Source organism: Rhizobium sp. CSW-27, from assembly GCF_018760785.1.
GTDB lineage: Bacteria > Pseudomonadota > Alphaproteobacteria > Rhizobiales > Rhizobiaceae > Neorhizobium.
This window is the reverse complement of the sequence record NZ_JAHHZO010000011.1, coordinates 101653-116332: the sequence shown is the minus strand read 5'-3', so window position 1 is coordinate 116332 and position 14680 is coordinate 101653. Positions and strand designations below refer to the sequence as shown.

Annotated in this window: 17 protein-coding genes; 5 read left to right on the top strand and 12 right to left on the bottom strand. The window is 64.2% G+C overall.

Annotated features, from left to right (window positions below):
- Positions 1-37: 37 nt before the first annotated feature.
- The gene (gene gcvA, locus KLP42_RS19805; protein WP_215568679.1) at positions 38-928 is read right to left on the bottom strand and encodes a transcriptional regulator GcvA; all 891 of its coding nucleotides are present in this window, start codon (positions 926-928) and stop codon (positions 38-40) included.
- Positions 929-1142: 214 nt separating this feature from the next.
- Here gcvA and KLP42_RS19800 point away from each other — a divergent pair, with 214 nt between their 5' ends.
- Positions 1143-2066 (top strand): DMT family transporter, encoded by a 924-nt coding sequence (locus tag KLP42_RS19800; protein WP_215568678.1) that lies wholly within the window; start codon positions 1143-1145, stop codon positions 2064-2066.
- A gap of 5 nt (positions 2067-2071) precedes the next feature.
- Here the strand turns inward: KLP42_RS19800 and KLP42_RS19795 are convergent, their stop codons facing one another.
- Genes KLP42_RS19795 through rph form a run of 5 tightly spaced genes read right to left on the bottom strand, consistent with a single transcriptional unit; the run spans position 2072 to position 5840 of the window.
- Positions 2072-2809 carry a class I SAM-dependent methyltransferase gene (locus KLP42_RS19795; RefSeq protein ID WP_215568677.1) on the bottom strand — a complete coding sequence of 246 codons (738 nt, stop codon included), beginning with the start codon at positions 2807-2809 and terminating at the stop codon, positions 2072-2074.
- Between the two features lie 34 nt (positions 2810-2843).
- Positions 2844-4022 (bottom strand): radical SAM family heme chaperone HemW, encoded by a 1179-nt coding sequence (hemW, locus tag KLP42_RS19790; protein ID WP_502941323.1) that lies wholly within the window; start codon positions 4020-4022, stop codon positions 2844-2846.
- Positions 4023-4025: 3 nt separating this feature from the next.
- Positions 4026-4670, bottom strand: a complete 645-nt coding sequence (gene rdgB, locus KLP42_RS19785; protein ID WP_215568676.1) for an RdgB/HAM1 family non-canonical purine NTP pyrophosphatase — start codon at positions 4668-4670, stop codon at positions 4026-4028.
- Between the two features lie 37 nt (positions 4671-4707).
- The gene (locus KLP42_RS19780; RefSeq protein ID WP_215568675.1) at positions 4708-5112 is read right to left on the bottom strand and encodes a VOC family protein; all 405 of its coding nucleotides are present in this window, start codon (positions 5110-5112) and stop codon (positions 4708-4710) included.
- A gap of 11 nt (positions 5113-5123) precedes the next feature.
- Positions 5124-5840 carry a ribonuclease PH gene (gene rph, locus KLP42_RS19775; RefSeq protein WP_215568674.1) on the bottom strand — a complete coding sequence of 239 codons (717 nt, stop codon included), beginning with the start codon at positions 5838-5840 and terminating at the stop codon, positions 5124-5126.
- A 174-nt stretch (positions 5841-6014) separates the two neighbouring features.
- Here rph and hrcA point away from each other — a divergent pair, with 174 nt between their 5' ends.
- Positions 6015-7103: a heat-inducible transcriptional repressor HrcA gene (hrcA, locus tag KLP42_RS19770; protein ID WP_215568673.1), complete on the top strand. Its 1089-nt coding sequence runs from the start codon at positions 6015-6017 to the stop codon at positions 7101-7103.
- Positions 7104-7216: 113 nt separating this feature from the next.
- Positions 7217-7861 carry a nucleotide exchange factor GrpE gene (gene grpE / locus KLP42_RS19765; protein ID WP_215568672.1) on the top strand — a complete coding sequence of 215 codons (645 nt, stop codon included), beginning with the start codon at positions 7217-7219 and terminating at the stop codon, positions 7859-7861.
- 88 nt (positions 7862-7949) lie between these two features.
- On the opposite strand, the gene ptsN is transcribed toward grpE, so the two are convergent.
- The 6 genes from ptsN to lptC all read right to left on the bottom strand — a co-directional run bounded on the left by ptsN (position 7950) and on the right by lptC (position 13116).
- Positions 7950-8414 (bottom strand): PTS IIA-like nitrogen regulatory protein PtsN, encoded by a 465-nt coding sequence (gene ptsN / locus KLP42_RS19760; protein ID WP_215568671.1) that lies wholly within the window; start codon positions 8412-8414, stop codon positions 7950-7952.
- A gap of 66 nt (positions 8415-8480) precedes the next feature.
- Positions 8481-9053: a ribosome hibernation-promoting factor, HPF/YfiA family gene (gene hpf, locus KLP42_RS19755; protein WP_215568670.1), complete on the bottom strand. Its 573-nt coding sequence runs from the start codon at positions 9051-9053 to the stop codon at positions 8481-8483.
- 299 nt (positions 9054-9352) lie between these two features.
- The gene (rpoN, locus tag KLP42_RS19750) at positions 9353-10903 is read right to left on the bottom strand and encodes an RNA polymerase factor sigma-54 (RefSeq protein ID WP_215568669.1); all 1551 of its coding nucleotides are present in this window, start codon (positions 10901-10903) and stop codon (positions 9353-9355) included.
- 154 nt (positions 10904-11057) lie between these two features.
- Complete coding sequence (gene lptB / locus KLP42_RS19745; RefSeq protein ID WP_215568668.1) at positions 11058-11852, bottom strand: LPS export ABC transporter ATP-binding protein; 795 nt, start codon at positions 11850-11852, stop codon at positions 11058-11060.
- A gap of 20 nt (positions 11853-11872) precedes the next feature.
- Positions 11873-12439 (bottom strand): LptA/OstA family protein, encoded by a 567-nt coding sequence (locus KLP42_RS19740; protein WP_215568667.1) that lies wholly within the window; start codon positions 12437-12439, stop codon positions 11873-11875.
- The gene (gene lptC, locus KLP42_RS19735) at positions 12436-13116 is read right to left on the bottom strand and encodes an LPS export ABC transporter periplasmic protein LptC (protein ID WP_215568666.1); all 681 of its coding nucleotides are present in this window, start codon (positions 13114-13116) and stop codon (positions 12436-12438) included. Before lptC ends, KLP42_RS19740 begins: the two co-directional genes overlap by 4 nt.
- 202 nt (positions 13117-13318) lie before the next feature.
- Between lptC and sppA the strand changes: the two genes are divergently transcribed.
- Positions 13319-14269 carry a signal peptide peptidase SppA gene (gene sppA / locus KLP42_RS19730; RefSeq protein ID WP_215568665.1) on the top strand — a complete coding sequence of 317 codons (951 nt, stop codon included), beginning with the start codon at positions 13319-13321 and terminating at the stop codon, positions 14267-14269.
- Between the two features lie 26 nt (positions 14270-14295).
- Entirely contained in the window at positions 14296-14610 is a 315-nt protein-coding gene (locus tag KLP42_RS19725; RefSeq protein WP_143127919.1) for an integration host factor subunit beta, read from the top strand.
- Positions 14611-14680: the final 70 nt, after the last annotated feature.

Genomic DNA, 14680 nt, shown 5'->3' with positions numbered 1-14680 from the left:
TCCCGAACATTCGTCCCGGTACCGTTACGTTCTCGCATCAGGCGAGGTCTGCTTCCGCGCGCAGCCAGTCGCGGACAATGCGCACCGAGGACCGGTCCAGCGCGTCCGGCGGATAGACGAGGTAATAGGCAAAGCGGCTGGCGATGCCGCGCCGGAAAGGTGCCACCAGCCGCCCCGTGGCGAGATCGGCCGCCGCGAAGCTTTCCCGCACCAGCGCGAAGCCGAGGCCTGCCCGAGCCGTTTCGATCGCGCCATTGCTGTCCGGGGCAATCACCGGCCCGCGCCGCCAGTCCACGTCCAGCGCGCCTTCCGCCTCCAGCCAGAGGCGCCAGTCGTTGCGGCCGGCATCATGGATCAGCGTCTCTGCCGAGAGTTGTCGCGCCGCGGGCTCGGGGCCGAGGCGTGCTGCCCGCTCAGGGCTTGCCACCACCACGAGATCGTCCTTGACGAGCTTTTCCGAGATCAGGCCCGGATAGGCGCCGAGCCCATGGCGAACGGCAAGCGCCACGCCATCCGTGCGGAAATCGACGAGACGCGCCGTCGTGCCGAAGCGAAGGTCGACGGCCGGATGCGCGGCCTGAAAGGCCTCCAGCCGCGGCATCAGCCAGTGGACCGCAAAGCCCGTGGTGCAGCTCAGCGTCACGATGTCGGGACGGGCATGAGCCCGCACGCTATCCGTGGCCTGGCGGATCAGGCGGAAGGCCGCGCGCAGCAAGGTCGCATAGTCCTGCCCGGCGGCCGTCAGTTCCAGGCGGCGCGGATGGCGCTCGAAGAGCGCAAGGCCCAGATTGGCTTCCAGCTCGCGCACCTGCAGACTGATGGCGCCTGCCGTCACATGCAGTTCCTCGCCTGCCCGCGTCATGCTGAGGTGGCGCGCGGCCGCCTCGAAGGCCCGCAGGGAGGAGAGGGAGGGAAGCGGTTCTGCCATGCTTTAGAAAAACTCGATCATGTACCGAAATTTGCTCGTTTGATCCGGCTGAAAGGCCGAATTAAGACCATGTAACAGGCCATTCGGGACGCCCGTCAAGGTGCATGGCGAGAGCCTGAAGGCCGAATTTTATTCGATCATGGATTGCGCAGGAAACGGGTGGCATGATGGCGGGCGACCTTGCATCATGGCGGCAGTCTAAGGGGAGAACGTGATGGCGACCAAGGAAATGGGACTTGCCGAGTGGGGCATGTTGGGGGGCTTGTCGCTCTTGTGGGGCGGCTCCTTCCTGTTCAACGGCATTCTGGTGCAGACCTGGCCGCCGCTAACGATCGTGACGGCTCGGGTGATGCTGGCCGCCGCGGCGCTCTGGCTCTTCGTGCGTTTCTCCGGCATTGCCGTTCCGCGTCGGCGCGATGTCTGGCTCGCCTTCTTCGGCATGGGACTTTTGAACAACGTGCTGCCCTTCACCCTGATCGTCTGGGGCCAGACCCATATTGCGAGCGGCCTGGCCGCCATTCTGAACGCCACGACGCCGCTGTTCGGCGTCATCGTCGCGCATTTTCTGACGACGGATGAAAAGCTGACGGTCAACCGGCTGGCCGGCGTGGTGATCGGCATTGCCGGAGTCGTCTGGATGATCGGCCCCTCGGTGTTCGGCCATGTGGGCGGGGCGTTGTGGGGGGAGCTCGCCGCCCTGGCGGCGGCCGTCTCCTATGCCTTTGCCGGCATCTTCGGGCGGCGCTTCCGCCGCATGGGTCTGGCGCCCATCCTGCCGGCGGCCGGGCAGGTCACCGCTTCGGCCATCCTGCTGCTGCCGGTGACGCTGGTGGTTGAGCGGCCGTGGACGCTGCCGGTGGGCGGTGTCGAGACATGGGCGGCTCTCCTTGCGCTGGCCCTGCTTTCCACGGCGGTGGCCTATATCCTGTTCTTCCGCATCCTGGCGACCGCCGGCGCCACCAATCTGATGCTGGTGACCATTCTCATTCCGCCGAGCGCCATCCTGCTGAGCGCGCTGGTGCTGGGCGAACAGCTGGCGCTGCGCCATCTCGTCGGCCTCGTGCTGATCGGGATCGGCCTTGCGGCCATCGATGGAAGGCTGTGGCGGCGGCTGCTGGCGCCCCGCGCCGCCTCCTGAACCTTTCAGGCACAGGCCGTGACGATGATTTCCGGGCTGTCGTCGCGATAAGGGGAGCCGTCCCACCAGCCGCAGCAGTCGACCCCGGAAAAGCCTGCCTGCCGCACCAGTCTCTCGATGGTCTCGCGTGGCGGAAAGCGCAGCGTGCTTTCGCTTTTCCGCTGCTCGCCGGTGTCCTGCAGGGTAAAGACCGCATCGAAGATGACGCGGTCACCATCGATCTTTCGCCACTGGTAAAAGACCTCGACGCAGCCGATGCCATCGATGGCCGCCGTCTGGCGGGTCTTCTCCGCCGTCCAGTTTTCCCAGGCCCGCCTGAGGGGATTGCGGCTTTCGAACACCAGCCGGCCGCCGGGGGCGAGGTGCCGGTGGATGTTGGCCAGCGCGGCAAGCGTTGCCTGGTCACCGGCAAACACCTGGAACACATGCGCGGTCATGATGGCAAGCTCGAAGCGTTCGTCGCTCCTGAACTCTGCGGCCGTGGCGGCAATCCAGTCGACCCGTTCGGCTCCCGGCTTGGCTTTTGCGACGGCCAGCATGCCGGCTCCCGGCTCGACGCCGGTGATGCGATGGCCGCGCGCGGCAAGAGGCAGCGTGATCAGGCCGGTGCCGCAGCCGACATCAAGGATGCGACAGGGTTCCTGCGCCAGCGACAGGTAGAAGGGGCCATCCTCACCATGCGCGTTGAAGGCGTCATAGAGGATCGCCATGTCGTGGCGGGCAAAGGCATCATCCACGGGCATTTCGAACCTCCCTTGCGAGCGCCTCCGACCGGTTTCAGCTGGCGAGATCCGCCACCACGGCATCGAGGATCAGCATGCCTGAGGGCGTGCAGCGAATTCTGGCATTGCCAAGCCGTTCGAGAAAGCCGTGTTCCAGTAAAAAGGCTTCACGGGCCGGATCGAGATCGCGGCCGGAGAGTTCCCGCCAGCGCACCAGGTCGACGCCCTCGCGCAGGCGAAGCCCCATCAGCAGCAACTCGTCGGCCTGTTCGCTGCGGTCGAGCATCTCCTCGTCGACCATGCCGTGGCCGGTCGCTTCCACCTGTTCCAGCCAGGCCTCGGGTTTGCGTTCGGTCGCTGTCGCAAGCTTCATGCCGCCGCGCGTCAGGCGGCCATGCGCCCCGGGGCCGATGCCGGCATAATCGCCGTAGCGCCAGTAGGTCAGGTTGTGCCGGCTTTCGGCACCGGGCTTTGCGTGGTTGGAGACCTCGTAGGCGGGCATGCCGAAGCCTGCGGTGATCTCCTGCGTCGCCTCATAGAGCGCCGCCGACTGATCGCCATCCGGCACCACCAGCTTGCCGGCCTTGTGCAGGCCGAAGAAGGGCGTGCCCTCCTCGATGGTCAGCTGGTAGAGCGAGAGATGATCGACGGCATAGGACACCGCCTCCCGAAGCTCCGCTTCCCAGGCCTCCACCGTCTGGCCCGGCCGGGCATAGATCAGGTCGAAGCTCATGCGCGGAAAGATTTCGCGCGCAAGACGGATCGCCTTCAGTGCATCTGCGACGTCATGCAGGCGGCCGAGGAATTTCAGGTCACGGTCGTTCAGCGCCTGCACGCCGAGCGAGACACGGTTGACGCCGGCGGCGCGGTAGCCCCGAAAGCGCTCGGCCTCGACGCTGGAGGGATTGGCCTCCATGGTCACCTCGATGCCGGCCGGTACGTGCCAGCGCGCGGCAATGCCATCGAGGATCGCTTCCACGGTCGCCGGCTCCATCAACGAGGGCGTACCGCCGCCCATGAAGATGCTGGTGACGGTGCGCGGACCGGAAAGGGCCCGCATCGCATCCATTTCCGTGAGAAAGGCTGCGGCGAAACGGTCCTGATCGACCGGCTGGTGGCGCACATGGCTGTTGAAGTCGCAATAGGGACACTTGGCCGCGCAGAACGGCCAGTGCACGTAAAGACCGAAGCCCGGTTCGCCGGTATCGGGCAGGAGAGGGGCGTCGGTCAGCAAGGGTCAGCCTTCCAGGCAGGTTTCGACAAAGATCTTGAAAGCGCGGGCGCGGTGCGACAGTGCCTCTGCATCGCCGGGCTTCCAGCCATGCTTTTCCTCGGCGCTCATTTCGCCGAAGGTGGTGTCGTAGCCTTTCGGCTGGAAGATCGGATCATAGCCGAAACCCGCCGTGCCGCGCGGGGCAGGGGCGATGAAACCTTCCACCTCGCCGCGGAACATTTCGGTGTGGCCATCCGGCCAGGCAAGGCAGAGCACGCTGACGAAGCGGGCGGTGCGCGCCTCGGGTGTCAGCGCGCCCTTTTCGGCCAGCGCCTGCTCCACCCTGGCCATGGCCATGACAAAATCGCGCGTGCCGTCCGCCGTCTCGGCCCAGTTTGCGGTGTAGACACCGGGTGCTCCGTCCAGCGCGTCGATCACCAGGCCGGAATCATCCGAGAGCGCCGGAAGGCCGGCGGCTTTCGCCGAGGCGAGCGCCTTGATCGCGGCGTTCTCTTCGAAGGTGGTTCCGGTCTCGTCGGGTTCCACGAAGTTCAGCTCGGCGGCGGACTTTGCCGAAAAGCCGAAGGGGCCGATCAGGTCGGCAATTTCGCGGATCTTGCCGGCATTGTGGCTGGCAACGACGATGGTGCGGGTATCGAGCTTGCGCATCGGTCTTTCCATTGTTGAGCCCGCTTCGGGCGCCGTGTCACGGATTCCAGAGATTTCGGGGTGCGATTTCCAGGCTGTTGCCGGCCGGATCGCGGAAGTAGATCGAGCGGGTGCCGGAGCGCCAGGTGACCTGCTGTTCGATGGCGATGCCGGAGGCGGACAGTTTCGCGGCAAAGGCATCGACATCGTCGCGGCTCACCACGAAACAGGCATGGCCCGGCCCGCGCGCGCCGTGCGGCGGCACGGGGAAGGGGTCGTTCTCGATCGGCTTTTCCGTTTCGTCCGGGTTGAAGATCAGCAGGACGCCCGAACCGCAGCGATAGAAGATGTGCCGGTTGCCGCCGCGCCGGATGATCTCAAGCCCCAGCACGCCGCCATAAAAGGCTTCGGCCTTGTCGAGGTCATCGGCATAAAGGGCGGTTTCCAGCACGCCTTCGATCATGCTCGCCTCCGTCAGGCAATTGCCTGCTTCTGCATCTCGACAAGCTGCGCCGTACCGGCCGCGGCGAGGTCGAGCAGGGTCAGAAGCTCGTCGCGCGAAAAGGGCTTGCCTTCGGCCGTGCCCTGCACTTCCACGATGCCGCCAGCACCGGTCATGACGAAGTTGGCGTCCGTTTCTGCCGCCGAATCCTCAAGGTAGTCCAGGTCGATCACCGGCTGGCCGGCGAAGATGCCGCAGGAAATGGCCGCGATGTGATCCTTCAGCACGCGTTCCACCTTTACCATGTTGCGGGCCTCCATCCACTTCAGGCAGTCATGGAGCGCAATCCAGGCGCCGGTGATGGAGGCAGTACGGGTGCCGCCATCGGCCTGGATGACGTCGCAATCCACGGTGATCTGGCGCTCGCCAAGAGCTTCCAGATCGACGACGGCGCGCAGCGAACGGCCGATCAGGCGCTGGATTTCCTGCGTGCGGCCGCCCTGCTTGCCGGCGGCGGCCTCGCGCTTCATGCGCTCGCCGGTGGCGCGCGGCAGCATGCCGTATTCAGCCGTCACCCAGCCCTTGCCGGAATTGCGCAGCCATGGCGGGGTCTTGTCCTCAAGGCTTGCGGTCACCAGCACATGGGTGTCGCCGAACTTCACCAGACAGGAGCCCTCGGCATGCTTCGAAACATTGCGTTCGAAGCTGACTTTGCGCATCTGGTCGGTTTTTCTGCCTGAGGGTCGCATCTCGTTCTCCTGACGGTTCCGTGATGGCGTCTTAAGGCGATGGGGGCGCTTTTGCAAAGAAAAACCGGGCAGCAGCCAGTCATGCCGGCCTTGCCTTCGATTTCCCTTTTGCCATCGCGGCAAGACACACTATATTCATGGCATCCGAGACAAAGATAAGGTGAAATGCGTCAGATGGGTCTTCATGCATCGGGAGGAAGGGACGGTACTTCCATGCTCGATGAGCGCTCGCGCGAGATCTTCCGCCGCATCGTCGAGAGCTATCTGGAAACCGGAGAGCCGCTCGGCTCGCGCAATTTGTCACGACTGCTTCCCATGTCGCTGTCGCCCGCCTCCGTGCGCAATGTGATGAGCGATCTGGAGGAGCTGGGCCTCATCTACTCCCCGCATGTGAGCGCCGGCCGGCTGCCGACCCAGAGCGGTCTGCGCTTCTTTGTCGATGCCTTCATGCAGGTGGGCGATCTCTCGGTTGCGGAGCAGGAAAGCATCGAGCGGCAGATCCGCCCGCTCGACCGTGCGCAGCCGATGGAAAGCCTGATGACGGAAGCGAGCCGCATGCTCTCCGGCGTCTCGCGCGGTGCTGGCATCGTGATCACCGCCAAGAGCGACACGGTGCTGAAGCACGTGGAGTTCATCCGGCTGGAACCGACCAAGGCGCTCGCCATTCTGGTCGGCGATCACAACCAGGTGGAAAACCGCATCATCGACCTGCCGGCCGGCGTCACCTCCTCGCAACTGACGGAGGCGGCAAACTTCCTCAACGCGCATCTGGCCGGCCAGACGCTTCCCGAACTGCGCAGCCAGCTGCAGAATCTGAAGCATCAGGTGCAGTCCGAACTCGATACGCTGTCACGCGATCTGGTGGAACGCGGGCTGGCCGTATGGGCCGGCGACAGCGAGGAGGGCAAGCCCGCCCGCCTCATCGTGCGCGGCCGAGCCAACCTGCTGGAAGGGGTGGCGGACGCGCAGGACATCGACCGGCTGCGCCTGCTGTTTGACGATCTGGAGAAGAAAGACAGCCTGATCGAGATCCTCGATCTCGCCGAAACCGGGCCGGGCGTGCGCATCTTCATCGGCTCCGAGAACAAGCTCTTTTCGCTGTCGGGCTCCTCGCTGATCGTGGCACCCTATCGCGACGAGGAAGACCGGATCGTCGGTGCCGTCGGCGTCATCGGACCGACGCGGCTCAACTATGCGCGCATCGTGCCGATGGTGGATTACACCGCCCAGCTTCTGGCGCGTCTCACCCGCAAGCCGCTTTAGCGAAACCCGCCCGCCCGCTTTGAGGCCTGCGGCTTTGATCGGCTTCAGCCTTGATTTTTCGGGTGCAAACCTCGATATCGGGCACGAAATCCAACCCTCTACCGGAGAACGTCATGACCGACGAAACCAACAAGAACGGACCTGACGCGTCAGAAAAGGATATGGCGGCCGAGGCCGTATCCCTTGCCCAGGATGAGCAGGCGGCAGACGCTGCGGAGGCGCCGGCTCCCGATCCGCTCGAGGCGCTGAAGGCGGAGAACATGGAACTGCGCGACCGCTTCCTGAGGCTCGCCGCCGAGATGGACAATCTGCGCCGCCGCACCGAGCGCGATGTGAAGGATGCCAAGTCCTATGCCGTCACCGCCTTTGCCCGCGACATGCTGGCGGTGTCCGACAATCTGCGTCGTGCGCTGGAGTCCATTCCGGCCGAGGCCAAGGAAAGCGGAGATGCGGGCCTGACGGCGCTGATCGAAGGCGTCGACATGACCGAGCGGGCGATGCTCTCCGCCCTTGAGCGGCACGGTGTGCGCAAGCTGGAGCCGGAAGGCCAGAAGTTCGACCCGAATTTCCACCAGGCGATGTTCGAGATTCCCAACACCACGGTGCCGAACAACACGGTGCTGCAGGTGGTGCAGGCCGGCTATGTGATCGGTGAGCGCGTGCTGCGCCCGGCCATGGTCGGCGTTTCCAAGGGTGGCCCGAAGGCCGATGCCGCAGCGCCGGCCGCCGAGGCGGGTGCCGAAGCCGACAAGGCCTGATTGCCCGGAAAAACCTCATCCACAGCAGAAGGCCCGCCCCCGGACTGGAGGCGGGCCTTCTGGCGTCATGAATGTTGAGACCGTCCGCTCAGGCGGCGTTCGAAGCCTGCTCTTCCGTCAGGAAGGCATAGATGGCCGAGGCGGAGTCGGTGGCCCGCAGCTTTGCGACCAGATCCTGATCGCGCAGCACGCGGGCAATGCGCGACAGCGCCTTCAGGTGGTCGGCGCCGGCGCCTTCCGGGGCGAGCAGCAGGAAGACGAGATCCACCGGCTCGTCGTCCAGCGCCTCGAAATCCACCGGCGTTTCCAGCCTTGCAAACAGGCCCTGGATCTGGCCGATGCTGCCGAGCTTGCCATGCGGAATGGCGATGCCATGGCCGACACCGGTGGAACCCAGCCGTTCGCGCTGGAGAATGACATCGAAGATTTCCCGCTCCGGCACGCCCGTCAGCTTGGAGGCCCGGGCTGCCAGTTCCTGCAGCAACTGCTTCTTGGAGTTCACCTTCAGGGCGGGGATTATCGCATCTTGCTGCAGCAGATCTGCCAACGCCATTCTTTCCATCCTTCTGCCCCCTCCAGAGGGGGTATGGGAGTGCCCGCAGGCACCCCCGTCAGGCTCTCATCCCTTGATACTGGCGGCGTCGATCCAGCCAATATTGCCGTCATTGCGGCGATAAACGATGTTCAACTGCTGGCCCGGATTGCGGAAGAACAATACCGGTTCATCAGTCATGTCGAGCGCCATCACGGCGCTTGCGACCGTCATGGTCCTGAGGGGCTTGGAGCTTTCCGCCACGATCGTCGGCGCGAAATCGTCCGGCACCTCGTCTGCCTCATCCGGTACGCTGTCCACCACCGTGTAGGCGATCTCCGCATAGCCGTTCTGGGTTGCGCCAGCATGGTGATCGCGCAGCTTGCGCTTATAGCGGCGCAGGCGCTTTTCGATCCGCTCGGCGGCCGCATCATAGCTCAGCTGCGGGTCGGTTGCCTCGCCCGTGGCATGCAGCACGACGCCGGTGTCGAGATGCAGTCGGCAATCCGTCGTGAAACGGGAACCTGCCTTCTCAACGATCACCTGCCCCGCATAACCCCCGTCAAAGTACTTTGTAACCGCCTCCCTGATATGGTCCTCGATGCGCGTTCTGAACGCATCGCCGATTTCCATATGTTTTCCGGATACACGCACACTCATGGAATTTTTTCCTTCTTGTCGTGACTTACGGGTGTCAGTCTACGTCAAGCGGCCCACTCATCCAAGCGTCTCTCGCGAGGCTTAGCCGAATTGAATTTCGAATGCCCTTTACCGGGCGTTACCGTCGGTGGCCCTTCCTGATTGCCGGTGCGGCGCGCTTCTAACGGCAGGGACTGTCAAAGTCAACGATGAAGGGGCCATCCCTAAAGAACGTGATCGTTGTGGAGCATCTGCAGCCTGTCGGCGGCGCGACACATGCGGCTGCGAGGCGGCAGGTGATGAGGTGATTCGCGGCCGCTTCAGCAGGCGGCAAGCCTGGCGAGCGCCCGCTTTTCCCGCCGGCGCTGGACGGAGGAGGGAATGTTCATCGCTTCCCGATACTTGGCGACGGTGCGGCGGGCGAGCTCCACTCCGCCATTCTTCAGGCTGAGCACGATGTCGTCGTCGGAGAGCACCGCGTCGGGCGATTCCCTTTCGATCAGCATGCGGATGCGATGGCGCACCGCTTCTGCCGAATGGCTGTCGCCGCCCTCGGCCGAGCTGATCGAGACCGTGAAGAAATATTTCAGCTCGAACAGACCGCGCGGGGTCAGCATGTACTTGTTGGAGGTGACGCGGCTGACGGTTGATTCGTGCATCTTGATCGCATCGGCCACCGTCTTCAGGTTGAGGGGACGCAGGTGATCGACGCCGTGACGCAGGAAGGCATCCTGCTGGCGCACGATCTCGGTTGCCACCTTGAGGATGGTGCGGGCCCGCTGGTCGAGGCTGCGCGTCAGCCAGTTGGCCGTCTGCAGACATTCGGAGAGAAAGGCCTGGTCCTCGCTGCCGCGCGGCGCCGCTTTCGAGACCGCCTGGAAATAGGTCTGGTTCACCAGCACGCGCGGCAGCGTGTCCGGATTGAGCTCGACAAGCCAGCCGCCGTCGCTGCCTTCGCGCACCACGATGTCCGGCAGGATCGCTTCCGAAACGCCGGTCTGGAAGCCGCTGCCCGGGCGCGGATTGAGCGCGCGGATCTCGCCCATCATGTCGAGCAGGTCCTCGTCGTCGACGCCGCAGATCTTGCGCAGGCTGGCAAAATCGCGCTTGGCCAGCAGTTCGAGGTGGGACAGCAGGGCCTGCATGGCAGGGTCCAGCCGGTCCTTCTGCGCCAGCTGGATCGCGAGGCATTCGCTGAGCGAACGGGCAAACACGCCCGGCGGATCGAGAGTCTGCAGCAGCGACAGCGTCGCCTCCACCAGGGTGCGGTCGGTTCCCAGCCGCTCGGCCGTCTCGTCGAGATCGCCCTGCAGATAGCCGTTCTCGTCCAGCTGGTCGATCAGGTGCTGGCCGACCAGATGCTCGACCGGCCCGGTCAGCACGAAGGGCGCCTGGCGCGTCAGATGTTCCTTCAGCGTCACCTCGCCGGCGACGAAGTCGTCGAGGTCGAAGCTTTCGCCGGCCTCGCCGCCCGGCATGGATTTCCACTGACTCATCAGCTCGGGCGCATCGGGCCGGCGCTCCGCGCCGTCGTCCTGGAAGACGTTCTCGAAATCGGCCCCGAGCCGCTCCGTGAGCTGTTCCGGCTTGGCCGAGCCGTTATCGAACCAGTCGCCGCTGTCGGATGCCGGTTCCTGGGCCTCCGCGCCTGCCGGTCCCTCGCCATAGAGATCGCCGGCATCCGGCGCCTCGCTGCCTGTTTCGCCGTCATTTGACGCGAATTCCAGCAGCGGGTTCTTCTCGACTTCCTGGGCGATGAAGGTGTTGAGTTCAAGATGCGTCATCTGCAGCAGCTGGATGGACTGCATCAGCTGCGGCGTCATCACGAGAGACTGGCTTTGGCGCAGGACAAGGCTGGCTGACAATGCCATGATGGACGCTGAACTCCCTACAGATCCTCCGTCGCGCACCCTTCTTTTGCCGGGAACGGGTGCCGCGTGGAGCACTTGGCCCAAAAATTGCTTTTTTAGAAGTTTTGGTCAAGCGCCCCGCGGGCCTGCAGGAAAATTTCTTGTCAGGTTTGTGTCAGAGACTGAACTTGTCTCCGAGATACAGGCGGCGGACATCGGCATTGTTGACGATATCGTCGGCGCGGCCATGCGTCAGCACCTCGCCCGCATGGATGATATAGGCGCGGTCGATCAGGCCGAGGGTCTCGCGCACGTTATGATCGGTGATCAGAACGCCGATGCCGCGTGCCGTCAAGTGGCGCACGAGGTTTTGAATGTCGGAGACCGAAATCGGATCGACGCCGGCAAAGGGTTCATCGAGCAGCATGAAGGCCGGATCGGTGGCGAGCGCGCGGGCGATCTCGAGGCGGCGGCGTTCACCGCCCGACAGCGCCACGGCCGGCGACTTGCGCAACCGGCCGATGTGGAATTCCTCCAGCAGTTCGTCGAGCTTGCGGGCGCGCCGGGTGGCATCGCGTTCATGCACTTCCAGCACGGCGCGGATGTTTTCCTCGACCGTCAGGCCGCGGAAGATCGAGGCTTCCTGCGGCAGGTAGCCGACGCCGAGGCGGGCGCGGCGATACATCGGCATGCGCGTCACGTCATTGCCGTCGATGGCGATCATGCCTTCGTCGACGCCCACAAGGCCGGTGATCATGTAGAAGCAGGTGGTCTTGCCGGCGCCGTTGGGGCCGAGCAGGCCGACGGCTTCGCCGCGGCGCACGATCATCGACACGCCGTTGACGACGCGGCGCGTGTCATAGGTCTTCGACAGGTTGTGGGCGATCAGCGTGCCTTCGTAGCGCGACTTGTCGCTCGGGTCGAAGACATCGGATGCGTCCTTCCTGGGACGCCGTGAGAACAGGGACATCGTGCCGTTCGGTCTCGTTTCTAGGGCTTCGGCTGCTGAGGGCGCGACTTCGGGTCGAGCATGATCTCGACGCGGCCGCCGCAGGCATCCAGCTTGGCTTCGCCCGTTTCCATGTGCACGGTCAGCTTGCAGCCCTTGAACACGTTCGGGCCGTCGGAGAGAACCACCTGCTTGCCGGTCAGCACGAAGGTCTGGCTTGCCATGTCGAACACGCCATTGTCGGCGCTGGCCTGCTGCGTGCCGGAGGTCAGGACCACCTTGTCATCGATGAAGATCTTGTCGATGTCGGTCTGGCCGCTGGAAACGGTGGTGCCTTCACCCTTGTAAAGCACCGTCATGGAGCCGGAGCGCATGGTCGTTGCGCCCTGCACCACCTGCACGTTGCCGGTGAAATAGGCCTTCTTTTCCTCGTCCTTGATCTGCAGCTGGTCGCTCTGGATCTGGATCGGCTGGTCGTTGGAAAGCTTCATGCCTTCCATGGTTTTCGTCGTGCTCTGCGCGGCCGCGCCCTGGGCAAGACAGACAAGGGCGAGACCGGCCAGAAGCCCGGTTGCGGAGGAGATTGCGGTGGGGCGGCGAAGGGTCATGGTGCCGGGCTCTGTTTGCCTTGGTTGCGAAGCGCGGCGCCCGCCAGATTGACCTGGACCTGACCCGCGAAGGTAATGGTATGCCCCTTATCCGACATCTTCATCGACTGTGCAACAATGGACGCCTTGTCGGTTGTAATGCGCACCGGGGCGTTCGATTCCATCATGCTCTGCGGCACGTCGATATAGGCCGACTGGAACTCGGCGCTGATGCCGTTGCTGAGGTTGACGGTGAAGGGATGCGTCATGTTCAGCCGGTCGGCAGACCGGTCGAACACGCCGGCCTTTGCCACGACGCGGGCGATTACGTCGGTGTTGAGCGGCACGGCCGCCTTGACGTCCTCAAGCTCGATCATGTCCGGCTTGGCAACATCCTGCAGCGCGCGGGTGGCCGTCAGCGAATAGCTGATGCCCTTGGCATTGCGCCCGGCCATGGCCGGGCTTTCCATGACGATCTTGCCGTCCTCGATGGTGGCGCTCTGGATCGTCAGGTTCTCCGGCATATAGGTGCGCACGAAGGAGACGCCGATGAAGATCGCCGAAATCACCGCCGCGGAAACCGGCAGCAGCACCCGCAGGCGGTGTACGCGGCGCGAATGGGCAAGCGCCGACCGGTAGGCGGTGGCGCGCCTTTCGGTTACCGCAAGGTCCTGCGTGGATGTCGTCGTCTGTAGCATTGAAACCTTTTGAACCCTTGTACGGCTCATCCGTACGGCCCGGGGTGAGAGGCCTTGATGGATTGCCTCCAACTCCAATATGGCTTTAATCCATCAAGAAACAATAACGAGCGACACAATTTCGTGTAAACCCCCCGGTCTGACGTGTCAGGATCGTTGCGTGCGAATCGAGACCCCGCAGGGGGAACAAGGGGAGAAACCGATGGATTCCCAAGCCATTGCCGATCGGCGCCAGCTGCGGCGCAAATTGACCTTCTGGCGCGTGGCGGCCGTGCTGCTGATCGTTGCCATCGGCTTTTCGCTGTATCGCTACGTGGCGCCCGCCGACAGCGCCGGCGTGCCGCATGTGGCGCGCATCGAGATTTCCGGCATGATCACCGATGACGACGAGCTGATCGCCCGGCTCGACAAGATCGCCAAGAGCAGGCAGGCCAAGGCACTGATCGTGTCGATCTCCTCGCCCGGCGGCACGACCTACGGTGGCGAGCGCATCTTCAAGGCGCTGCGCGCAGTCGCGGAAAAGAAACCGGTCGTTTCCGACATCCGTACCCTTGCCGCCTCCGCCGGCTACATGATCGCCTCGGCCGGCGATACCATCGTGGCCGGCGAAAGCTCGATCACCGGCTCGATCGGCGTCATTTTCCAGTATCCGCAGATCCAGCCGCTTCTGGAAAAGCTCGGCGTCTCGCTGGAGGAGATCAAGTCGGCGCCGCTGAAAGCGGAGCCGTCCCCCTTCCATCCGGCCAGTGAAGAGGCGAAGGCCGTGATCCGAGCCATGGTGATGGACAGTTACGACTGGTTCGTCGATCTGGTCGCCGACCGGCGCAAGCTTTCCCGCGAGGAGGTGCTGAAGCTCGCCGACGGGCGCATCTATACAGGGCGGCAGGCCCTGAAGCTCAAGCTGGTGGATGAACTCGGCGGCCTTCCGCAGATCCGCAACTATCTGGCCGGCCGCGGCGTGCCCGAGACATTGCCGGTGGTGGAATGGAAGCGCAAGGACGACAGCGGCTTCTTTGCGCTGCCGGCGGCGATGCACCTTGTCCGGCTGATGGGATTCAATCCCGGCGCGGCGCAGGAGACGCTCGATGCCTTCGGTGCCTCCAAGTTGTTCCTTGACGGTCTGGTCTCGGTTTGGCAGGTTGGCGGCGAGTGAAAATCTAATCCTTTCAGGGGGAAGTCGTGATCAAGTCGGAACTGGTGCAGATCGTCGCGGCGCGCAACCCGCACCTTTATCATCGCGACGTGGAAAACATCGTGAACGCCGTTCTGGACGAAATCACCGATGCACTGGCGGCCGGCAACCGCGTCGAGCTGCGCGGTTTCGGCGCCTTTTCCGTGAAGAACCGTCCTTCCCGTTCGGGCCGTAATCCGCGCACCGGCGAAACCGTGTTCGTGGAGGAAAAGTGGGTGCCCTTCTTCAAGACCGGCAAGGAGCTGCGCGAGCGGCTGAACCCCGATCTTGCCGATGACGACAGCGACGAGGATGCCGACTGAGCACCATCCCCTCCTGCCGCCCCCTCCTGCCGCGCCTGCCTTGAAAGCGCCGCGACAGGCCCTATCATCG